We start from the raw sequence: 19602 nt of genomic DNA, 5'->3' as shown, positions 1-19602 counted from the left end.
CTGCCCAGGAGAAAACCCATGCGCATCGCAGTCATCGGAGCCACCGGCAATGTCGGCACGGCGGTCCTCGCGCGGCTCCAGCGCGCGGCCGCCGACCGCGAGGCCATCCAGCGCTCCGGCTACGACACGTCGGACGACACGGGCGGGCTCTCCATCACCGCCGTCGCCCGCACCCTTCCCGACACGACGCAGGAGCCGTACGACGGCGTCGACTGGCATGCCCTCGACGTTGGCACCGACGAGGGCAGGGAAGCCCTGACCGTCGCGCTCGCCGGAGTGGACGCCGTCGTGCACCTCGCGTGGGCCATCCAGCCGAACCGCGACGAGGCCGCCATGCGCCGTACCAACGTCACCGGTACGGCCAACGCGCTCCGTGCGGCGGCCGGCGCCGGCGTGGGTCATTTCGTGTGCGCCTCCTCCGTCGCCGCCTACTCCCCCGCGGAGAAGGGCGACCGGAAGGACGAATCCTGGCCGACCGGGGGCGTCAGATCCTCCCAGTACAGTCGGCAGAAGGCCGACCAGGAACGGCTCCTGGACGCGTTCGAACAGGAACACCCCGAGATCCCCGTGGCACGGCTGCGACCGGGACTGATCTTCCAGGGCCGGGCCGGCAGCGAGATCGGCCGCTACTTCCTCGGTCCCCTCGTGCCGAAGATCCTCCTGGGCGGGCTCCGGTTGCCCGTGCTACCGATCCCGACATCCTTCGTCTTCCAGGCGGTGCATGCCGAGGACATCGCGGAGGCCTACTGGCGGGTCGTGGTGCGCCGCGCCTCCGGCGCCTTCAACGTCGCCGCCGAGCCCGAACTGACGCCGGAACGCCTCGCCGATCTGCTCGGCGCCCGGCGCGTGATCGGATTCCCGGTGCGCCTCCTGCGCTGGATCGTCGGCGCCAGTTGGAGGCTCCGCATCCAGCGCACCGACCCGGGCTGGATCGACCTGGCGGCGCTGAGCCCGGTGATGGACGTTTCGAGGGCGCGCACCGAACTGGGGTGGGAGGCCACGCACTCGTCCCGCGATGCCCTGGCCGAGGTCCTGGCGGGAATGCGGGGAGGCCGGGGCCAGAGCGGCTCGCCCAAGCTGTACCCGCGCTCGGAGGCCTAGTCCCCGGGAGGTCAGGCCGTCGAGACCTGCGGGGCGTGCTCGGCGCCGACCAGCGGGATGCCCTCGGGCAACTGGTCCGGCGTGCCCGGCAGGCCGATCGTGAACTCCGCGCCGCCCTCCCCGACGTTGCGCACGCTGATGGATCCGCCGTGCGCCTCGGCGATGCGGCGGCAGATGGCGAGCCCCAGGCCCGTCCCCGAGGCCTGCACGAGCCCGTTCTCGGAGCGGTGGAACTCCTCGAAGACGCGTTCGAGATCGCCCTCGGGCACACCGATGCCGTTGTCCCGCACGTGGACCAGCGTCCTGCCGGTCGAGGCGTCCACGGTCGTCGCGACCGTCACCTCGCCCGTGCCGTCCTTCCTCCCGTACTTCATGGCGTTGCCCACGAGGTTCTCCATGAGCTGCAGGAACAGCCGCTCGTCGGCGTAGACCGGATCGGGCGCGTCCACCATGAAGCGGACGTCGGGGAGCTGCGTGCCCGGCAGGGCGGTCCGCAGGTCGATGATCCCCTCGACCACCCGGCCGACGTCGATCCTCGACGCGGTGAGCCGCTCCTCCTTGGCGAGGCTGTAGGCGAGGAGGTTGCGGATGAGGGTCCTCATGCGCAGGCTCGCCTGCTGGAGCCGTTCGATACTGGCGCGCTGTTCGGCGGGCGGCAGGTCGGGGTCCTCGAGCAGTTCGAGCCAGCCGTCGAAGACCGTGAGCGGCGTCAGGAGGTCGTGCGCGACGACGGACGCGAAGCGGCCGAGATCGCGCTGGTACACGCGCTCCCCCGTCACGTTGCGCATGACGACCACTGCGCCGCGCCCGCCGGGCAGGGGGACGGCGTCCACGGACAGATGCGTCACCGCGCCCGTACGGTGGGTGAGATCGAGATCCATGCGCTCCGTGACGGTACCCTCCAGCGCCAGGGTCAGGGGGTTGTCGGCCTGCGCCAGGGGCCCGCCCGCCGGGGTGGTGACCTCGTAGTCCCGCCGCCACACCTCGCCGGGCCGTGCGGTGTCGGGCCCCAGCCAGCGCTCGCTCGCCTCGTTCTGGAAGATCAGGCGGTGGTCCGGCCCCGCGACGAGCACGCCGTCGTTCATCCTGTCGATGACGAGGTCACGGAGCTCCGCGGCCGCCTTCGCCTCGTCCGTGGCGCGGTAGAGGCGTGTGATCAGCCGTCGCCGCTCGTCCATGCTGAGGGCGAGGATCGCCGAGAGGGAGAAGGCGATGAACATGAAGGACTGTGCCACATACGCCGCCGTGCCCGGTCCGAGCCCCTGGAACGGTCCGAGTCCCCCGAGGGTGAAGAAGAGGAGGAAGGCGCCGCTCACGAGGCCGTGCAGCATGGCCCATCCCGCGCGGAGCCGGAGCCCCGCCCACATGTGGACCGGGATGGTGGCGTAGGCGACCGGCAGGGCCATCGCGGAGCCGAAGGTCGTGACGTAGAGGACCACCGAGACGAGCACGAGGAGGGCGTACTCCGCGCGGCGTGCGCCGGCGATCGGCGCGTGCACCTCGCCCTCGGCGCGGGCCCTGATGCTGGTGGCGAGCACGATGCCGAGGGATCCCAGCGCCGTCAGGGACACGGAATGCCGGACCAGCCAGGGGATGAAGGCCGCGGCGGGTTCGGTCGCGCCTTCGAGGGCGCTGCCGACCACGATGAACAGGGCGCCCACCGAGCAGGCGACGAGGGCGACCGTGCCGAGCCGGAGATAGTCCCCCACGGACTGCACGGTGAGGGTGGGCACCAGGCGCCGGAAGAGTCCGGCGGCCACGCCCGTCTGGACCATGCTGCCGAAGGCGACCGCGATCGCGAGCGCCGGGCTGAGACCGGTGGCCAGGTTGACGGAGGCGACGATGGGAAGGGTCGCGGCCAGGGCGAGGGCGAGATCCTGCCGGGTCCGCGAGGCCCAGAGTCCCCACAGGAAGTTGATGCCGGCGGCGGGCCAGACGAGGGCGAGGCCCGACGCCTCGAGGTTGGTGTGGCGACCGAAGACAGCCGCCACCGCGAGCAGGACGGCGAACAGCACGTGGAGCGACACCGGAGGCAGCGCCGCCAGCTTCCGCGCGACCACGTGCATGCGCCCCACCCCACTACCTGTTCCGAGAGACCATGTCCTGTCACGATCGGGACAGGACCGGCAGCGCAGCCGGAACCGGCCACCGTTGCACAGCATACGTGCTGCCTCCCGCAACCCGGGGTGTTCCCGGCCGACACGAGCCGGACGGCCGGCCCCGTGCGGCGGACGGGGCCGGCGGGGGTGCGTCCACGGGCCTTACCGGGCCTGCCCGGGCCTTACCGGGCCTGGACGCCGCACGGGGCGGGGACCCGAAGGTTCCCCGCCCCGTGCCGCCCCGAGGGCCGGCTGTGCCGGCAGGCTACCCGAGGGTCGCCGTGTCGATGACGAAGCGGTAGCGCACGTCGGAGGACAGGACGCGCTCGTAGGCCTCGTTGATGGCGTCGGCGGCGATGACCTCGATCTCGGGCGCGATCCCGTGCTCCGCGCAGAAGTCGAGCATCTCCTGCGTCTCGCGGATGCCGCCGATCCCCGAGCCCGCGAAGGAACGCCGCTGGTTGAACAGGGTGAACACGTGCAGGGGAAGCGCGTCCGCGGGAGCACCGACGTTGACCATCGTCCCGTCGAGGCGGAGCAGCGACAGGTAGGCGTCCAGGTCGATCTTCGCGCTCACGGTGTTGATGATGAGGTCGAAGCTGCTCGCGAGCTGCTTGAACGTGTCGGGGTCGCTCGTCGCGTAGTAGTGCTCGGCGCCGAAGCGCTTGCCGTCGTCCTGCTTGCTCAGGCTCTGCGACAGCACGGTGACCTCGGCGCCCATCGCGGAGGCGATCTTGACGGCCATGTGCCCGAGTCCCCCGAGTCCGACGACGGCGACCTTCTTGCCGGGTCCCGCGTTCCAGTGCGAGAGCGGGGAGTAGGTGGTGATACCGGCGCAGAGCAGCGGTGCCGCGGCCTCGTAGGGGATGCTCTCCGGGACGGACAGCACGAAGTCCTCGACGACCACGATGTGGGTCGAGTAGCCCCCCTGCGTGATCGTGCCGTCGCGGTCCACTCCGGCGTAGGTGCCGATGTTCCCGTTCAGGCAGTACTGCTCCTCGCCCTGCCGGCAGTTGGCGCACTCCCGGCACGAGTTGACCATGCAGCCGACGCCGACGCGGTCGCCGACCTTGTGCCGGGTCACCTCGGCTCCGGCTTCCTCGACGACCCCGACGATCTCGTGGCCGACGGTCAGCGGGTACTGCTGCGGGCCCCATTCGCCGCGGACGGTGTGGATGTCGGAGTGGCAGATGCCGGCGTAGGCGATCTTGATGAGCACGTCGGTCGGGCCGACGTCGCGCCGCTCGATGGTGGTGGGGACGAGCGGATCCGTGGCGGACGGGGCTGCGTAGGCCTGAACGGTTCTCATGCGGTTCCTCCTGGAGGATGGGGGCGGCGTGCGGGCTGCGCGCCGTGGGTCTGGACAGATCGCCCGGCGGAGGTCTGCGCGGTCCGGCGGGCGGGAGCGTCAGGGCACCGACGAGGACGGGCGGGCGGGCGGGCGGGAAGGCTCGGGGGTCCGCCGCGACGAGCGGGCTCTGACGGAGGGAGCGGCCCGACGACGGCACGCTCCCCTGTCGATGGTACGTGCCGCGGGCCCGGGCGCGCTGGACGAATCCTCCGCCGACGGTCAGGAGCCGGGCCGGAGGGCGAGCCAGCGCCTGGCCTCCGCCTCGCTCGCGAAGAACCTCGTGGGATAGGGCGGCGCATGGAGCTGCTTGTAGTAGGTGGCGATCACCCGGTCCCCGTCCTGACCGACGATGGCGAGCGCGGCGACGTCGAGCCGTCCCGCGAACACGTCCAGCGCCTCGTGCGTGAGGGACACCATGTCGTTGTTGCGTGCGAGCATCGGGGGGCGCCGGGACGGCGTGAGGGCGGCGACGGCGGCGACGAGCGACTCCGCCGCCTCGGTCGTCACGCTCGTGCCCACGTCCCATTCGACCAGCAGGAGGCCCTCCTCCATCCGGGCCGTGAACGGATCCGGATCCACCGACTCCCGGCTGGTGGTCTCCCCGCCCTCGGCCCTCCCCGTCAACCACGCGATCGCCTCGTCCGCGACCGTGAAGTACCTGCTCGGGGTCGCCGACCGGTAGTTGAAGGCCGTCAGCACCTTGCCCACCTCGTCGACGCCCACCACGCCCGTGCGCAGCGAGCAGGTGTCCTCGATGAGGAGGCGGCGGGCATCGAGCGTGATCGCGGCGACCAGCCCGATGTTCACCAGGAGCGGCCGTCTCCCTGCGGGCGACGCCGCCGTCACGGCAGCCATGGTCGACCGCACGTCGTCCGCCTCGATGGTGACCCCGGCCGCCCATCGCAGGCGCAGGAAGGCGCCGTCGTCCGTCAGTGTGTAGCGTGAACGCTCCCCAGCGTGCCCAGGCATCCGCATCCGTTCGAGTCGAGACCGAGTTCCGATCGTAGGCGCAGGACCGCCCGGGCGATACCCAGCGCCCCTCCCGGGTGGCGGTGCGTTGTGACACCGCCCGCATCCGGGGAGGATGGGACGAGCCGCCCGCAGAGACCGAAGGAGCTTCCATGGACTACACGTTCGATGTCCTCGTGATCGGGGGTGGACCCGCAGGGATGGCGGCGGCCACCCGTGCCGCCGAACTCGGGGCGCGTACGGCCGTCGTGGAGCGCGCGGCCCTCGGCGGGACGTGCGTGAACTCCGGATGCGTCCCCACCCGTGTGCTCGCGAAGACCGCGCGCCTGTTCCGCGAGGTCCGGACGGCATACGACTACGGCATCGTGGTGGACACGCCGTCCGTCGACTGGGACAAGACGGTGCAGCGCGTGCGTGCCACCGTCGCCCGCGTGCTCGACGCGAAGGGCTACGGCCCCACCATGGAGCGCCTCGGCATCGAGCTCGTCGAGGGCGACGCCGAACTGACGGGCGAGCACACGGTCACCGTCGACGGCCGGGAGGTGTCCGCCGCCTCGATCATCCTGTGCATCGGCGGGAGCGGCCGCCGCCTCCCCATCGAGGGCGCCGAGTACGCCGTCCTGCCGCACGAGGTGCTGGACCTCCCCCGCCTCCCCGGCACGGTGGGGATCATCGGCGGCGGACACACCGGCGCGCAGATGACCACCATCTTCGACGCGCTGGGGTCGGAGGTCCTCCTGCTGGACCTCGCGCCGCGCATCCTCATGACGGAGGACGACGACGTCGCGGCAGCGGTCACGGCCGCGTTCACCGGCAAGGGCGTGCAGGTGGAGACCGGCATCAGCGGGGTGGACGCAATCCGGAAGGAGGGCGACCGCCTGAGCCTCGTCTGGCAGCAGGACGGCGCCCCGCGGTCGCGGTCGGTGGACGCCGTGGTGATGGCCGCGGGGTGGCCCGCGAACCTCCCCGGGCTGGGCCTCGACGCGGCCGGCGTCCGGACCGCCCGCTCCTTCATCCCGGTGGACGAGTACCTGCGGTCGAACGTCCCCCACATCTTCGTGGCCGGCGACGCCAACGGCACCAGCATGCTGGTCCAGGCGGCCGTCTTCGAGGGCGAGACCGCGGCGGAGAACGCGGTCCTGGGTGCCACGCGCACCACGCCGCACCACCTCCTGCCCGAGGGAGGATTCACGGACCCGGACTACGCGGGCGTCGGCCTCACCGAGACCCGGGCGAGGGAGCGCGACGCCGAGTGCCACGCCGTCACCGTGCCCTACGCCGCCGTCGAGCGCCCCATCATCGACGACCGCGAGCAGGGTTTCCTCAAGCTCGTGATCGACCGGCGCCGGGAACTGATCCTCGGGGCGCACGCGGTCGGGGAGAACGCCGTGGAGGTCATCACCGCGGTGGCCTCGGCGATGGCGGCGGGCACGGACCTCGCGACGCTCGCGCGGGTGAAGTTCGCCTACCCCACGTACAGCGCGGTCATCGGGCACGCGGCGCGGGCCGCCCTGCGCCGGTGAGCAGGACCGGGGGCAGGCTCATCCGTCGAAGGCGCTCCCGAACAGGAGCGTCCCCCGCGGCACGGTGCTGCCGAACGCCACGTACTGCACCAGGTCGGGGTGGACGCCGGCGTACGTGAGCCCGCCCGAGACGAACCCGTAGCGGGCATAGACGGCGGGGTCCCCGATCAGTGCGCAGCCCGCTGCGCCCGCGTGGCGCAGGCGGTCGAGGCCGTCGGCCACGAGGCGGCGCCCGATCCCCCGCCGCTGCAGGTCGGGATCGACGGAGATCGGGCCGAGGCCGAACCACGCGCCCCCGGTCCCGGACACCAGCACCGGGGAGAACGCCACGTGTCCCACGACCGAGCCGCCGTACTCCGCGACGAGTGAGAGCGTCAACGTGCCGGACTCGCGGAGCGCCCGGACGATCTCCGCCTCGGTGCCGGAGGCGAAGGGCCGCCCCTCGAAGGCCCGTCCGGTGAGCCGGTGGATCGGATCCGCGTCGGCGGGCAGCTCGGGCCGGACGACCACGGGGACCGGAGATGCCGGGGAGGGAGCCGTCATGCACCGAGGGTACAGCGGGGCCCCGGGGACCGGCCGTCGGCCGGTGGTGCAGGACGGCTCCCGGTGCTGCGGATCCTGCTCGGGGACCCCTGGCCGGGCGCCCAGCGGGGCGGCACCCCGGCGCCGGATTCACCCGCAGAAGTGTGTTCTCCCCCTCGGACCGCGCTGCTACAGTGGCTCCACCCGAAGGGTACGGTCTCTCATTCCTCATACCCGGCAGGAAGACGATGGCGATGACCGACAGGAAATTCAGCGCTACCGAGAAGTCGACGAGCAAGCACCCGCACGACTGGGGTCGCGCCATGGCTGTGGCCATCTGCCGCCTCGCGGACATGGCACGGGAGGCCGGAGACCCGGTGCACCACGAGGCTCTCATCGGCGAGGACCTCCGCCTCTTCGTGGAGGACTCGGAGGACGGCGTGGACATCACGATGTCCTGGACCCCCCGCGATCGGGGCACCGCGCTGCCCGCGACCAACGGCTCGGCGGCGGGGCACGAGCGTGGAGGCCCCGCCGGCGGCGCTCCCGGGCACGGGGCGGCGGATCAGCCCTTCGATTCGACAGCGGGGGGCACCGCCGGAAACACCGCGGCCTTCGGCCAGTAGTCCAGTGGGACAGGCGCCGCAGAACTGATAAGCAGACTTACAATCCGCGCGGTAGGGTGAAATGGATTCACCCGGTCAACCACGCGGAGGACAGCATGAGCGAACGAAAGAACCCCGATCCCTCGAATGCCGGAAATCCGGATCCGGACGAGATGAACCTCACGGGGCTCGAGCCGGGCGGAGGCGTCCCCCCGGGCGAGACGCCGCCGGGCGAAGCCAGCACCACCTGGCAGCAGCCGGACATCGAGGACAAGACGCAGTCGAAGGGCGTCACCGGTCTCTGGCTCGGCGTCATCGGCCTCGTCGTCCTGCTGGTCCTGGTCTTCATCATCGGGAACATCGTCGGCATCTTCCAGATGTTCTAGGCAGTGGAGAAGCCCCCTTCCGCCCAGGCGGGAGGGGGCTTCCTCGTGCCCTGACGCCTCGGGCTAGGAGGCGTCAGCACCGTCGCGGAGCTCGTAGTAGTCGATCAGCGCCGACTCCTCCTCCGGCGACAGCTCGATGCTGCTGGCGGCACCCGGCGCATCGGAGATCTTGCTCTTCGTCCACGCGAGGTAGAGGGCGTCGCCCTCGAAGCGCGAGTTCGCGAGAGGCACGAAGTGCTTGCGCGAGTTCAACAGTCCGAGCGAGACGGTGATCCACGCGGGGATGCCGGATTCCTTCTCGAGATGCACGTCGTTCACATCGCCGAGCTTCTTGCCGTTGCTGTCCCAGGCCGTTGCCGCCTGGAGCTTGTTGATTTCCGACTGGGCCATCGGGTTCCCTTCGTAGGACGAGCAGTAATCCGCTTCCCATTCCAGCCCAGATACGGCCGGAGGGCAATCGGTGCCTGCGTCAGGCCTTGTCCGCGGCCTCGCCGAGCATCGGCAGGAAGCGGTCGAGGGCCCAGACGAGACTCAGCGGGTTGGCGGCCGAGATGGACAGCGTGAGGGTGTTGTCACTGTCCGCGACCAGTGCCCCGCGCTCGACGGCCGGGATCTGCCCGAGCAGCGGGTCGCTCGCGATGGCTCCCTTGGTGGCCTCGTCGGGCACCCAGGTGACGAAGATGTCGGAGGCGAGCTCGTCGGCGCGCTCCGCGGACCACGGGATGAAGAACTCCTCCGAACCCTGCGTGTTCTCCGTGACGACGTCGGCCTGGACCATGCCGAGCTCCGTCAGGAACCGGGGCCGGTTGTCGTTCGCGGTGTAGACGCTGACCCCGTCGGCACTGCCGGGTGCGAGGGTTCCGTAGATGAACGACTTCCCCTCGAGCTGCGGGTACTCCGCAGCGGCGTCGTCGATCGCCTGCTCCGTCTCCGTCACCAGCTGCTCGGCGTCGTCGGCCCGGCCCAGGGCCTCGCCGATGATGCGGGTGGAGTCCTGCCAGCCGGTGCCGTAGGCGATCTCCGGGTACGCGACGACCGGCGCGATCTTGCTCAGGGTGTCGTAGTCCTCCTGGGAGATCCCGGAGTACGCGGCGAGGATGACGTCGGGGTCGGTGGCCGCGATGTCCTCGAAGGCGATGCCGTCGGTCTCGGAGTACTGCGCGGGCGCGCTGTCGGTGCCGATGGCGGAGCCGAGCTCCTCGAGCTTCGTGTCCTTCCAGGGGGTGGACTGGTTCTCGTTGCCGCCGTAGGTGTCGGCAGGCATCCCGACGGGGACGACGCCGAGGGCCAGGGACACGTCGGCGTTCACCCAGGAGACGGTGGCGACGCGCTCGGGCTTCTCGGTGAGCGTGGTCTCGCCGAAGGCGTGCTCGATCGTGACGGGGAAGGCGCCGGCGTCCGCCGGGGCACTGCTGCCGCCGGTGGCCGCGGCGCCGCCGTCGGCAGGACCGGTGGAGCAGGCGGACAGCGCGAGGACGGAGACGGCGGCGGCGGCCATCAGGCTGCGCAGGCGGAAGGGGGCCATGTGGTTCCTTGGCTTCTAAGGGGCGTGGCCTCGCTCGAGGCCTCCGGATGAATAGAAGTAAGGCTAGCCTAAGGATTCGTCGATTACGAAATACTTTTGTTGCGTAATGCCCGGGCGGACTCCTACGGCGCCTCGCGTGCCTTCCGCGTCTCCCGGTCGTTGGCCTTCTGCAGTGCCTGGACGAGTTCGTCCTTGGACATGCCCGACCGGCCGGGCACGTCGAGCTTCTTCGCGAGGTCGTAGAGGTGCCGCTTCGAGGAGTTGGCGTCCACCCCACCGGCGGTGGGCCGGGCGGCCGCTCCGCCGCCGGCGGCCTGTTCGTCCGAGGGCCCCTTCTCCTCCTTCGGCTCCCAGTGGTCCCCCACCTTCTCGAAGCCGTGCTTGAGGGAGGCGAACGCGGTGCGGCGGGCACGCTCACCGTCGCCGTACTGCTCCTCGGCGGCGTCGAGGGTCGCCGCGAACGTGTCCTGGGCCTTCTCGCCGGACCGTTGCAGCGTGCTGGGGAGCGTCTCCTCCCTGACCTTGCCGTCCTTGGTGAAACGGGACATCGGCTGCATCCTTCCGGGCGGGTGGGTGCCTCCCCTGCCGGGGCGGCCGGGCTGTACGAGCACGCTACCGCAGGGGCCGGGCTTCTTCGAGCGCGTTCCGTCCGGGGCCGGACCCGTCAGCCGATGGACGCGAGGTAGCGGACGAGCTCCTGCGGTGCGGACTTCGGTGCCACGGCCTCGACGGCCGCGTTGTAGTTGGTGTTCGTGTTGACGTCGTAGGTCAGCACGCGGCCGTCGGCCGTCTCGATGAACTCGATGCCGCACACCTCGAGGCCGTTGCGTCGCGCGAACTCCTCGAACTGGGCGATGACGGGGTGGCTGAATCCCTCGCGCAGGCTGAACAGCTGCTGGTCGGGCTCCGGGGCGATCGTCGCACCGGGCGGCATGATGGGCCGGCCGGTCACGGGGTCGATCGCGCAGGCGTCGGCGGGGCAGAGCTGGAAGCCACCGCGCGCGGTGTCGGCCTTGATGGCGTAGACGAACTTCCCGCCCACGATCTCCGCGCGGGTGATGAACGGCTCTGCGGCCTCGATGAATTCCTGCACGAGCGTGATGCCGTCCTGCGGCTCCTCGAACTCGTCGGAGTCCACGTACTCGGCCAGTTCCCCGTGCGAGTCGAACTTCCGCACGCCGAGGCCCTTGCCGCCCTGGTTGTGCTTGACGATGAAGGGCGTCCCGAAGTCCTGCGCGGCCTCGAGGATGCGGTGCCGCCCGACGGCGGCCACCGTGCGCGGGGTCTCGATGCCGGCGGCCCTCAGCGCGGTCAGCTGGTCGACCTTGCTCATCTCGAGTTCGAGCACACGCCGCCCGTTGACCGTCCGGCGCCCGTGGGCCTCGAGCCAGGACAGGACCGACCGGGCGTAGTCCTTCGACATCGCGTGGTCGCGCGTGTGCGCCGAAGCGCTGATGCGGGACCAGAAGATGCCTTCCGGGGGTGTCGAGTCGAGGTCCAGCACCCCGTCCGTGAGCAGCCATTCGACCACCTCGACGCCCTCGGCCTCGAAGGCGCGGGCGAACGGCGGGAACCATTCCGGGTTCTCGTGCAGGGCGTAGACCGTGGTCACGGGGGTCCTTCCGTCGGAGAGATGGGTCCGCGTGCATAACCCGTGTACCCGGGCACCTATTCCGGGCGACCTGCGCGGCCGGCCGGTCCGATCCCCGGCGGTCGCCCCCCTCGTCGCCCTCATCGTCGCCCTCATCGTCGCTGTCGACGGTCCCGGTGCAGGCGCGTCCGATGAGTTCCGCCGGCGCCGTCCGTCTACAGTTCGATCTGAGAATCACCGGCACGTCCCGCGTCCCGGTGCTGCCGGACTGTCCGCCACCTGCGAGAGGGAACACCATGCGCATACTGATCGTCACCGAATTCATGTCGCTCGACGGCATCATCGATTCGCCGGGCGGCGGCGACCACCCGCACGCCGGCTGGACCTTCAAGGACATCGAGTTCGACGAGGCGGCGTACGAGATCAAGGGACGCGAGCAGGAGGAGGCCACCGCCCTGCTGCTGGGCCGGGTCAGCTACGACGAGTTCGCGCCCGTCTGGCCGACCATGGACGAGTTCGCCGAGTACAACGCCATGCCGAAGTACGTCGTGTCCAGCACCCTGACCGACCCCGCGTGGGACAACACGACGGTCCTGCGGTCCCTGGACGACGTCGTCCGTCTCAAGCAGGAGGACGGCGGCTCCATCCTGGTGCACGGCAGCGGCACCCTCGCGAGGAACCTCGCGGCCGCTGGCCTCGTGGACCGGTACCACCTGCTGGTGTTCCCCGTCCTGCTCGGCTCCGGCAAGCGGCTCTTCGGCGACGCGCCGCAGGCCGCCAAGACGAAGCTGTCCCTCGTGGAGAACGCCGTCTACCCGAACGGCATCTCGCTGGCCGTGTACGACGTCGTCCGCTGACCGGCGGGCCGCCCGCGGCGGCTACTCCTCGATGAAGATGCCGTTGCCCGGTCCGAGCGGCAGGTCGAGGTAGAAGAACACCGTGAGAATGGCCACCCAGGCGAGCCAGAAGGGCACCACGAAGGGCAGCATCCGGGCCATGAGGGTACCGAGGCCGGCGTCCGGCTCGTACTTCCGCAGCATGGTCAGCAGCACGATCATGTACGGGTTCAGCGGCGTGATGACCTGGGTGGCCGAGTCGCCCACCCGGAACGCGCCCTGGATGAACGCGGGCTCGTAGCCGAGCAGCGCGAACAACGGGACGAAGACCGAGGCCATGAGCGTCCACATCGAGGATCCGGAGATGATGAACAGGTTCAGGACGGACGCCAGGAGGATGAACGCGAGGACCGCCGGGTAGCCGGTCAGCCCGATCGTCTCGAGTCCCGAGGCCCCGGCGACCGCGATCCACGAGCCGATGCCGGACCAGTTGAACAGGGCGATGAACTGGCCGAGGATGAACGCGAGCACCAGGAAGCCCGCCATGTCCTTGATGGCCTCGCCCATGACCCGGGGCACGTCGCGTCCGGTGGTGATCGTGCCGACGAGCCGCCCGTAGACGAGCCCCGGGACGGTGAAGAGCAGGAACACGATGAAGACGATCGAGCTCAGCAGGGGCGAGCGCGGCAGGAACCCGCCCGCCTCGTTGCGCCACGGCGAGTCCGGGAGGATCACGGCGACCAGGATCACCAGGGCGACGACGCCGCCCACGATCAGCGCCCAGCGCAGGCCCCGGGCCTCCCGCGGCTCCAGTTCCGCCTTGAGGGTCGCGGGCGCAGCGGCCCGCTCGCCGTCCTCGTCGATCTCGTCGACGGGCACGTTCTGCCGGGTGAGCCGGGGTTCGAGCACCTTGTCGATGATGAACCCGGCGAGCAGGATCAGGACCACCGAGGACGCGACGTTGAAGTAGTAGTTGGACAGCGGCGTCACGGGCGACCCGGGGTTGGGCAGGTTCTCGGTGACCGCCGTCGTGATCCCCGCGAACAGTGCGTCGAGGCTCGTCACGAGGAGGTTGGTGGAGTAGCCGGCACCCGCGGCCGCGAAGCCGCCGAGCAGGCCCGCGACGGGATGGCGTCCGGCCGCCTTGAAGACGAGCGCCGCGAGGGGCGGGATGACGACGAACGCGGAGTCCGACATGACCGATCCGACGACACCCACGAAGCCCACCGCGTAGGCGAGGGCCCACCGCGGTGCCGAGCCGAAGACCCGGCGGATCAGGGCGCCGAGCAGGCCGGACTTCTCGGCCACGCCGACCGCGAGCAGGATGGGCAGCACCGTGGCCAGCGGCGGGAAGCCGAGGTAGTTCGCACCGATGTTCTCGGTCAGCCACGTCAGGCCCTCCGCGGTGAAGAGCCCCTTGATGACCGTCGCCTCCTCGGCGCCGGGTACCTGCACCGTCACGTTCGCGAGGGCCATCCCCGTGGTGACCACCGCGGTGATGCCGAAGAGGATCAGGAAGAGCATGAACGGGTCGGGCAGCTTGTTGCCGATCCTCTCCACGCTGGTGAGGAACCGGTCCGTCGGTCCCGGTCGGGTCGCTGCGCTGGATGACATGCGTTCTCCTTGGCGTTTTCCTTGGCGGTCGGGCGGTCCCTCAGGGGAAGGGGTCAGGCGAAGTAGCCGGGCACGTCGATCGCGCCGCCCTGCGTCTCGAACTCCTCGTGCACGGCCGCGCGCAGGGACTCGTCGGCGAGGTAGTCCAGGGCCGTGAGCGCCAGTCCGACGGCGCCGTCCAGCGCGCCCTGCTCGGCGGCGGCACTTCCCGCAGCCTCGGCGAAGCCGCGCGTGTGCAGGGCGGTGGACGGCTCCGCGATGCGGATGAGCGGGTGGATCCCCGGGACACGGTAGCTGACGTTCCCGAAGTCGGTGGACGCGGCGAGGGTCTCCGAGACGACGCCGAGGGGCAGCGGGGAGCGGCCCCGCCGCTGCTGCGCCGCGACCCAGCGGCCTGTGAGGGCGCCGTTGGTGCGGATGGGCAGGGACGGCGGGTGCTCGTCCCACTGCAGCTCCACGGCCGTCCCCGTCATCAGGGCCGCGCCGCGGGCCACGTCCTCGAGCCGCGCGCTGAGGTCCTTGAGGGTCGCGGGCTGCTGCGAGCGCGCGTAGAGCTTCATCACGGCGCGCCCGGGCACGATGTTCGGGCTCTCGCCGCCCTCCGTGATGTTGGCGTGCACGCGGTCCGACGGCGGCAGCTGCTGCCGGAGCAGCCCGATGCCCTGGTAGGCGAGGCTCGCGGCGTCGAGCGCGTTCCGGCCCATGAAGGGCTGCGCGGACGCGTGCGCCTCGACCCCCGTGAAGGTGAGGGTCAGCAGGCGGCGCCCGAGCCAGACCTGGTCGGCGAGATCGTAGCCGTAGGGGTGCACCATGATGGCGGCGTCGACGTCGTCGAACGCCCCGTGGCGCGCCATCACCTCCTTGCCCGAGTGGCCCTCCTCGGCCGGTGTGCCGAGGAACAGGACGCGGCCCGGAAGCCGGTCCGCGTGGGCGGCCAGGGCCAGGAAGGCGCCGAGGCCTGCCGCCGCGATGACGTTGTGCCCGCAGGCGTGGCCTATCCCGGGCAGGGCGTCGTACTCGGCGAGGATCGCGATGGTGGGTCCCCGGTCCGCGCTCCCCGCTTCCGCCCGCACCGACGTCTCGACGCCGTACTCCCCCAGCCGCGCCTCGATACCGTGGCGCTGGAGCTCCTGCTGGAGCAGTGCCGCGCTGGAGTACTCCCTGAACGCGGTCTCCGGATGGGCGTGCAGGTGCCGGACGACGTGCCGGAGGCGCTCGGCGACCGCTTCCACCCCCTGCTCGACGTCGTCGGACAGCTCGGCGGGTGCGCCCGCGAACGGTGACGGCACCGGCACCGCCTCGGCCAGGAGGGAACGTGTCCGCTCGTCGATCGATGTCAGGTAGGCCGTGTCAGGCCGTGCGGGTTCGGTCATCCATGTAGCTTAGGCAACGATCAGCAGCCTGCGCAGTCCTCCCCGTGCGTGCCGGGGACGACGCGCGGGCGTGACCGGAGAACATAATCTTCCCGAAACCTCCGGGCAACACCGCTCCCCGATCATGGAGGAAGCCGCCCGCCGTCTCAGCGGGCAGCACCGAACCAAGGAGCACCGATGACCGCCATCGCCACCACCACCGCCCGCATCCTCGATCTCGCGGACCTCGGCACCGGGACGTTCGTCGAGGCGCGCCGCAGGGACGAAGTGCACTACCGCGGGTACGTCGAGGACACCGCGCCCGCCCTGGGCGTCGCCTGGATCCGTGACGACATGACCGGCCAGCGCGCGATCCTCCACCTCGACGAGTACAGCATCTGGCACACCGGCGGCTGAGCGGTGCCCCGACCGATGGTCCTGCCCGACGGCGTCGACGCGGCGGGCCCGCTCGGCGCCTCCTAGACTGGAGGGATGACTGCAACCCTCGTGGCGAAGGACCTGTCCGGGGGCCACGCCCACCGCACCCTCTTCTCGAAACTCGACCTGACGGTCGCGCCCGGGGACGTCGTCGGCGTGGTGGGCGCGAACGGGGCGGGCAAGACGACGCTCCTGCGCCTGCTCGCGGGAGCTGACACGCCGCTCGCCGGCACCGTCCGCACGACGCCGCCCGGCGCCTTCGTGGGCTGGCTGCCGCAGGAGCACGAGCGCCTCGACGGCGAGACCGTCGCCGCGTACCTCGGGCGCCGCACCGGCACGACGGCCGCGACGACGGCCATGGAGGACGCGGCAGCCGCACTCGGCAGCGGCACGAAGGGCGCCGACGACGCCTACGCCGTGGCCCTCGACCACTGGATGGTGTCCGGGGCCGTGGACCTCGAGGACCGCATGCCGTCCGTGCTGGCGGATGTCGCCGGGGGCATCGATCCCGCGTCCCTCACCACCTCCCTCTCCGGGGGGCAGCTCGCCCGGGTGGCCCTCGCGGCCCTGCTGCTCAGCCGCTTCGACGTCGTGCTCCTCGACGAACCGACCAACGACCTCGACCTCGCCGGCCTCGAACGCCTCGAGGCGTTCATCCAGAACCTGCGCGGCGGGGTGGTCCTCGTGTCCCACGACCGCGAGTTCCTCGCCCGCTGCGTCACCACCGTCGTCGAGCTCGATCTCGCGCAGAACAGGGTGGCCGTGTACGACGGCGGCTACGACGCCTTCCTCGAGGAGCGCGCCGTGGCACGGCGCCACGCCCGTGAGGCGTACGAGGAGTACTCCGACAAGAAGCAGGACCTCGTGGGCCGGGCCCGGACGCAGCGCGAGTGGAGCTCCCAGGGCGTGCGCAACGCGATGAAGAAGAATCCCGACAACGACAAGATCCGGCGCAAGGCGAGCGCGGAGTCCTCCGAGAAGCAGGCGCAGAAGGTGCGGCAGATGGAGTCGCGCATCGCGCGACTGGAGGAGGTCGAGGAGCCGCGCAAGGAATGGCAGCTGCAGTTCACCATCGGCTCGGCGCCGCGCTCCAGCGCCGTCGTCGCGACCCTGAACAACGCCTCCGTCACGCAGGGCGGCTTCACCCTCGGGCCGGTCTCGCTCCAGGTCGACGCCGGTGAGCGCATCGGGATCACGGGCCCCAACGGCGCCGGGAAGTCCACCCTGCTGCGCCTGCTGCTGGGTCATCAGGAACCGGACGACGGCGCCGCCGCCCTCGGGTCGAGCGTCGCGGTCGGGGAGATCGACCAGGCACGCGGCCAGCTCGACGACGCCCTCCCCCTCGGTACGGCCTTCGAGTCGCTCGTGCCGGAACTGACGCAGGGCGAGGTGCGGACGCTGCTCGCGAAGTTCGGCCTCAAGGCCGACCAGGTGCGCGCCGTCGTCGGCTCCCTCTCCCCCGGTGAGCGCACCCGCGCCGGGCTCGCCCTGCTGCAGGCGCGCGGCGTCAACCTCCTCGTCCTCGACGAGCCGACCAACCACCTCGACCTCCCGGCGATCGAGCAGCTCGAGGACGCCCTCGAGTCCTACACGGGCGCCCTGCTGCTCGTCACGCACGACCGCCGGCTGCTGGAGAACGTCCGCCTCGACGGACGGTGGAGCCTCGAGGGCGGCCGGGTGACGATCGGCTGAAGGCCGGCCGGCCGACCGGACCGCTCCCGTGCCCTTCCCGGCGCCCTTCCGTGACACCATGGACGGAGCAGCGGTACCTACCGCTCTCCGGACGAGGGGTGCCGTACCCGGTGTGCGACAAGACGGCCCGTAGGAGACAGTCATGGCCTGGATCGTCCTCGTGATCTCGGGAGTCCTCGAAGCCGTCTGGGCGACCGCGCTCGGCAAGTCGGAGGGCTTCAGCAAGCTCGGACCGACGGTCGTGTTCGGCATCGCCATCGTGGTGAGCATGGCGGGCCTGGCCTATGCCATGCGGACCCTGCCCGTCGGCACGGCCTACGCGGTCTGGGTCGGGATCGGCGCGGCCCTCACCGTCGTCTACGCGATGGCCACGGGTACCGAGCCCGCCTCGCTGCTGAAGATCGTGTTCCTCCTCATGATCGTCGGTGGCGTCATCGGGCTGAAGCTCATCCACTGATCAGACGCCGATGAGCCCTTCGACGGATGCCACGAGGAGCCGCAGGGACCGGGCGTCCGCCAGGGAGAACCCGCGGGGCCGGTCGGCGACGACGCAGAGCGAGCCGATGTGCCACCCGCCCGGCCCGAGCACGGGATAGCCCGCGTAGAAACGGATGTGCGGCGCCCCGACCACGAGGGGATCCGACGACACCCGGGGGTCGTGCAGCGCGTCGGTCACGATGAACGGCCCCGTACCGTCGATGGTGCGGTGGCAGAAGATCGCGTCGTGCGGGTCGGCCGACCCCAGGCTCCCGGAGGCCGACGTCACGACCCGCCGCTTCCTCGTCCTGAGGGCGAGGGAGGAGGAGCACCCCGGGAAGCGGCGCGCGGCCTCCGCGGTGATGGCGTCGAACTGCTTCCCGTTGGCGGCGCGCAGGAGCCCGGCCCGGTCGAGCGATTCGGCGCGCAGCTCCTCCGCCGCCGCGGCCCCGGCGAGGGGCCGGATCAGGTCGGCGGGAAGCACGTCCGAGTCCCTGTAGGACCCGAAGGCCTCAGCACCCCGCCAGGCCGGATCGGTGCGCAGCGGCGCCCGCCCCGCAGGAGCGGGCCTCTCCTCGACCAGGAGGTTCACCGCGCGGGAGATCAGGTCGCGGTCCGCCCGCGGAGCCGGGGACAGGCCGTTCAGGTAGCCGTCCACCAGGATGCCCTCGCCCGTCCCGCCGAGACCGACATAGACGACCCACACCTCGAAGGGGTCCACGTCCGCCTCGACGAGGACCTGCCGGGTCAGCCACTGCTGGGTTACTGCCTTCACTGCGGATCCGCCCTCGTCGGCGCCAGTACTCACCGGGATTCGGTGCGGCCTCCGACCCGGATGTGTCATTTCTCCGGGTTTTCCCGATGCCGGCTTGAGGTGCGGCGGCGACCTTGCGCCAAAACTGAGCCGGGGCGGGGGCCGGCTTGAGATGCGTCGTGGAGCATCGAGGGAGGATCAACCCGGTCCGCGACGAGGAGCTTCCGCCATGCAGAACGACGACACCCGGACGGCGATGGCTTTCGCCGGACTGTCCGGGTACGAGACCTGGATGCATTATTGCGCCGCGGGCGGACCCACCGGCTACTTCGAGTTCGACGCCTACCTGCACGGCCTGCACACGCTCGACGGCGAGGACGCGGATCTCGTCTCGCAGGCCGTCAACGAACTCATCGACGACGTGTGCGCTGCCGAGGAGGCGGGGTTCTGCCGCGCCCCGTACTCCTGGCGCCCGCCGGAGGAGGCCTGTCCCGCCGTCGTGCACGCGACCGACGGGTTCGACGGTTTCGAGGACGGGTTCGATGCCGGGTTCGAGGACGTCCTCCCGTTCGGACCCCGGGTGGAGGGGCTCGCGGCACCGCACACGGCGGCGACGTTCGGCTCGCGCCGTCTGGTGGGATTCGACGTCGGCGGGCTGTCCGGCGGCCCGGGCATCCCCCTGCCGCCCGGCGCTCCCCTGGAACTGCTAGGCGACGTCCTCGACAGCGGCGTCGTCGGCCGCGCCCTCTCCGGCAACCGGAAATAGC

20 protein-coding genes and 1 riboswitch are annotated in these 19602 nt (G+C 71.1%); of the genes, 9 read left to right on the top strand and 11 right to left on the bottom strand.

Translation table 11 applies throughout. The annotated features are described in order from the left end of the window. Nucleotides 1-18: 18 nt before the first annotated feature. Nucleotides 19-1101 (top strand): NAD-dependent epimerase/dehydratase family protein, encoded by a 1083-nt coding sequence (locus ACX80K_RS05340; RefSeq protein ID WP_459270838.1) that lies wholly within the window; start codon nucleotides 19-21, stop codon nucleotides 1099-1101. 11 nt (nucleotides 1102-1112) lie between these two features. Here the strand turns inward: ACX80K_RS05340 and ACX80K_RS05335 are convergent, their stop codons facing one another. The 3 genes from ACX80K_RS05335 to ACX80K_RS05325 all read right to left on the bottom strand — a co-directional run bounded on the left by ACX80K_RS05335 (nucleotide 1113) and on the right by ACX80K_RS05325 (nucleotide 5520). Continuing rightward, complete coding sequence (locus ACX80K_RS05335) at nucleotides 1113-3167, bottom strand: sensor histidine kinase (protein ID WP_459271371.1); 2055 nt, start codon at nucleotides 3165-3167, stop codon at nucleotides 1113-1115. A gap of 298 nt (nucleotides 3168-3465) precedes the next feature. Further along, nucleotides 3466-4509, bottom strand: a complete 1044-nt coding sequence (locus ACX80K_RS05330; RefSeq protein ID WP_459270837.1) for an NAD(P)-dependent alcohol dehydrogenase — start codon at nucleotides 4507-4509, stop codon at nucleotides 3466-3468. A gap of 261 nt (nucleotides 4510-4770) precedes the next feature. Then, nucleotides 4771-5520 carry a DUF7793 family protein gene (locus tag ACX80K_RS05325; RefSeq protein WP_459270836.1) on the bottom strand — a complete coding sequence of 250 codons (750 nt, stop codon included), beginning with the start codon at nucleotides 5518-5520 and terminating at the stop codon, nucleotides 4771-4773. Nucleotides 5521-5672: 152 nt separating this feature from the next. On the opposite strand from ACX80K_RS05325, the gene ACX80K_RS05320 reads away from it, so the two are divergent. After that, nucleotides 5673-7043 (top strand): dihydrolipoyl dehydrogenase family protein, encoded by a 1371-nt coding sequence (locus tag ACX80K_RS05320; RefSeq protein ID WP_459270835.1) that lies wholly within the window; start codon nucleotides 5673-5675, stop codon nucleotides 7041-7043. Nucleotides 7044-7061: 18 nt separating this feature from the next. On the opposite strand, the gene ACX80K_RS05315 is transcribed toward ACX80K_RS05320, so the two are convergent. Beyond that, nucleotides 7062-7586: a GNAT family N-acetyltransferase gene (locus ACX80K_RS05315; RefSeq protein WP_459270834.1), complete on the bottom strand. Its 525-nt coding sequence runs from the start codon at nucleotides 7584-7586 to the stop codon at nucleotides 7062-7064. Between the two features lie 233 nt (nucleotides 7587-7819). Here ACX80K_RS05315 and ACX80K_RS05310 point away from each other — a divergent pair, with 233 nt between their 5' ends. Both ACX80K_RS05310 and ACX80K_RS05305 read left to right on the top strand, forming a co-directional pair. Further along, a complete protein-coding gene (locus ACX80K_RS05310) occupies nucleotides 7820-8191 on the top strand; it encodes a hypothetical protein (RefSeq protein ID WP_459270833.1) in 372 nt (123 codons plus the stop codon). A gap of 95 nt (nucleotides 8192-8286) precedes the next feature. Continuing rightward, nucleotides 8287-8556 (top strand): DUF6480 family protein, encoded by a 270-nt coding sequence (locus tag ACX80K_RS05305; RefSeq protein ID WP_104181332.1) that lies wholly within the window; start codon nucleotides 8287-8289, stop codon nucleotides 8554-8556. A 63-nt stretch (nucleotides 8557-8619) separates the two neighbouring features. Here ACX80K_RS05305 and ACX80K_RS05300 read toward each other — a convergent pair whose 3' ends face one another. The 4 genes from ACX80K_RS05300 to ACX80K_RS05285 form a co-directional block, all read right to left on the bottom strand. After that, the gene (locus ACX80K_RS05300; RefSeq protein WP_104181331.1) at nucleotides 8620-8946 is read right to left on the bottom strand and encodes a PRC-barrel domain-containing protein; all 327 of its coding nucleotides are present in this window, start codon (nucleotides 8944-8946) and stop codon (nucleotides 8620-8622) included. Between the two features lie 79 nt (nucleotides 8947-9025). Next, entirely contained in the window at nucleotides 9026-10081 is a 1056-nt protein-coding gene (locus ACX80K_RS05295) for an iron-siderophore ABC transporter substrate-binding protein (RefSeq protein WP_459270832.1), read from the bottom strand. A 122-nt stretch (nucleotides 10082-10203) separates the two neighbouring features. Further along, a complete protein-coding gene (locus ACX80K_RS05290) occupies nucleotides 10204-10629 on the bottom strand; it encodes a ChaB family protein (RefSeq protein WP_459270831.1) in 426 nt (141 codons plus the stop codon). Between the two features lie 116 nt (nucleotides 10630-10745). Continuing rightward, nucleotides 10746-11693: an ATP-grasp domain-containing protein gene (locus ACX80K_RS05285; protein WP_459270830.1), complete on the bottom strand. Its 948-nt coding sequence runs from the start codon at nucleotides 11691-11693 to the stop codon at nucleotides 10746-10748. A 275-nt stretch (nucleotides 11694-11968) separates the two neighbouring features. Between ACX80K_RS05285 and ACX80K_RS05280 the strand changes: the two genes are divergently transcribed. Continuing rightward, nucleotides 11969-12529 (top strand): dihydrofolate reductase family protein, encoded by a 561-nt coding sequence (locus ACX80K_RS05280; protein ID WP_459270829.1) that lies wholly within the window; start codon nucleotides 11969-11971, stop codon nucleotides 12527-12529. A gap of 21 nt (nucleotides 12530-12550) precedes the next feature. Here ACX80K_RS05280 and ACX80K_RS05275 read toward each other — a convergent pair whose 3' ends face one another. Continuing rightward, the gene (locus ACX80K_RS05275; RefSeq protein ID WP_459270828.1) at nucleotides 12551-14122 is read right to left on the bottom strand and encodes an AbgT family transporter; all 1572 of its coding nucleotides are present in this window, start codon (nucleotides 14120-14122) and stop codon (nucleotides 12551-12553) included. A 53-nt stretch (nucleotides 14123-14175) separates the two neighbouring features. Beyond that, the gene (locus ACX80K_RS05270; protein WP_459270827.1) at nucleotides 14176-15495 is read right to left on the bottom strand and encodes a M20 family metallopeptidase; all 1320 of its coding nucleotides are present in this window, start codon (nucleotides 15493-15495) and stop codon (nucleotides 14176-14178) included. A 177-nt stretch (nucleotides 15496-15672) separates the two neighbouring features. Between ACX80K_RS05270 and ACX80K_RS05265 the strand changes: the two genes are divergently transcribed. From ACX80K_RS05265 to ACX80K_RS05255, 3 genes are all read left to right on the top strand, one after another. Continuing rightward, nucleotides 15673-15891, top strand: coding sequence for a hypothetical protein (locus ACX80K_RS05265; protein WP_459270826.1), 219 nt, complete (start codon nucleotides 15673-15675; stop codon nucleotides 15889-15891). 75 nt (nucleotides 15892-15966) lie between these two features. Beyond that, nucleotides 15967-17604: an ABC-F family ATP-binding cassette domain-containing protein gene (locus ACX80K_RS05260; protein ID WP_459270825.1), complete on the top strand. Its 1638-nt coding sequence runs from the start codon at nucleotides 15967-15969 to the stop codon at nucleotides 17602-17604. A gap of 64 nt (nucleotides 17605-17668) precedes the next feature. Further along, a riboswitch (guanidine-III (ykkC-III) riboswitch) is annotated at nucleotides 17669-17736 on the top strand. A 10-nt stretch (nucleotides 17737-17746) separates the two neighbouring features. Further along, complete coding sequence (locus tag ACX80K_RS05255; RefSeq protein WP_459270824.1) at nucleotides 17747-18061, top strand: DMT family transporter; 315 nt, start codon at nucleotides 17747-17749, stop codon at nucleotides 18059-18061. Here the strand turns inward: ACX80K_RS05255 and ACX80K_RS05250 are convergent, their stop codons facing one another. After that, nucleotides 18062-18856, bottom strand: coding sequence for a hypothetical protein (locus tag ACX80K_RS05250; protein WP_459270823.1), 795 nt, complete (start codon nucleotides 18854-18856; stop codon nucleotides 18062-18064). Between the two features lie 208 nt (nucleotides 18857-19064). Between ACX80K_RS05250 and ACX80K_RS05245 the strand changes: the two genes are divergently transcribed. Then, nucleotides 19065-19601 carry a hypothetical protein gene (locus tag ACX80K_RS05245; RefSeq protein ID WP_459270822.1) on the top strand — a complete coding sequence of 179 codons (537 nt, stop codon included), beginning with the start codon at nucleotides 19065-19067 and terminating at the stop codon, nucleotides 19599-19601. Nucleotide 19602 lies beyond the last annotated feature (1 nt).

The sequence above is a fragment of the Arthrobacter sorbitolis genome (assembly GCF_054510995.1).
The sequence above is the reverse complement of the archived record's forward strand: the minus strand, read 5'-3'. Positions and strand labels throughout refer to the sequence as shown.

Coding starts and splice junctions, on each gene's coding strand:
- ACX80K_RS05260 (WP_459270825.1), top strand. CDS start 15,967: ATGACTGCAACCCTCGTGGCGAAGGACCTGTCCGGGGGCCACGCCCAC.
- ACX80K_RS05330 (WP_459270837.1), bottom strand. CDS start 4,509: ATGAGAACCGTTCAGGCCTACGCAGCCCCGTCCGCCACGGATCCGCTC.
- ACX80K_RS05300 (WP_104181331.1), bottom strand. CDS start 8,946: ATGGCCCAGTCGGAAATCAACAAGCTCCAGGCGGCAACGGCCTGGGAC.
- ACX80K_RS05310 (WP_459270833.1), top strand. CDS start 7,820: ATGACCGACAGGAAATTCAGCGCTACCGAGAAGTCGACGAGCAAGCAC.
- ACX80K_RS05275 (WP_459270828.1), bottom strand. CDS start 14,122: ATGTCATCCAGCGCAGCGACCCGACCGGGACCGACGGACCGGTTCCTC.
- ACX80K_RS05315 (WP_459270834.1), bottom strand. CDS start 7,586: ATGACGGCTCCCTCCCCGGCATCTCCGGTCCCCGTGGTCGTCCGGCCC.
- ACX80K_RS05325 (WP_459270836.1), bottom strand. CDS start 5,520: ATGCCTGGGCACGCTGGGGAGCGTTCACGCTACACACTGACGGACGAC.
- ACX80K_RS05255 (WP_459270824.1), top strand. CDS start 17,747: ATGGCCTGGATCGTCCTCGTGATCTCGGGAGTCCTCGAAGCCGTCTGG.
- ACX80K_RS05335 (WP_459271371.1), bottom strand. CDS start 3,167: ATGCACGTGGTCGCGCGGAAGCTGGCGGCGCTGCCTCCGGTGTCGCTC.
- ACX80K_RS05270 (WP_459270827.1), bottom strand. CDS start 15,495: ATGACCGAACCCGCACGGCCTGACACGGCCTACCTGACATCGATCGAC.
- ACX80K_RS05340 (WP_459270838.1), top strand. CDS start 19: ATGCGCATCGCAGTCATCGGAGCCACCGGCAATGTCGGCACGGCGGTC.
- ACX80K_RS05320 (WP_459270835.1), top strand. CDS start 5,673: ATGGACTACACGTTCGATGTCCTCGTGATCGGGGGTGGACCCGCAGGG.
- ACX80K_RS05265 (WP_459270826.1), top strand. CDS start 15,673: ATGACCGCCATCGCCACCACCACCGCCCGCATCCTCGATCTCGCGGAC.
- ACX80K_RS05305 (WP_104181332.1), top strand. CDS start 8,287: ATGAGCGAACGAAAGAACCCCGATCCCTCGAATGCCGGAAATCCGGAT.
- ACX80K_RS05290 (WP_459270831.1), bottom strand. CDS start 10,629: ATGTCCCGTTTCACCAAGGACGGCAAGGTCAGGGAGGAGACGCTCCCC.
- ACX80K_RS05245 (WP_459270822.1), top strand. CDS start 19,065: ATGCAGAACGACGACACCCGGACGGCGATGGCTTTCGCCGGACTGTCC.
- ACX80K_RS05280 (WP_459270829.1), top strand. CDS start 11,969: ATGCGCATACTGATCGTCACCGAATTCATGTCGCTCGACGGCATCATC.
- ACX80K_RS05295 (WP_459270832.1), bottom strand. CDS start 10,081: ATGGCCCCCTTCCGCCTGCGCAGCCTGATGGCCGCCGCCGCCGTCTCC.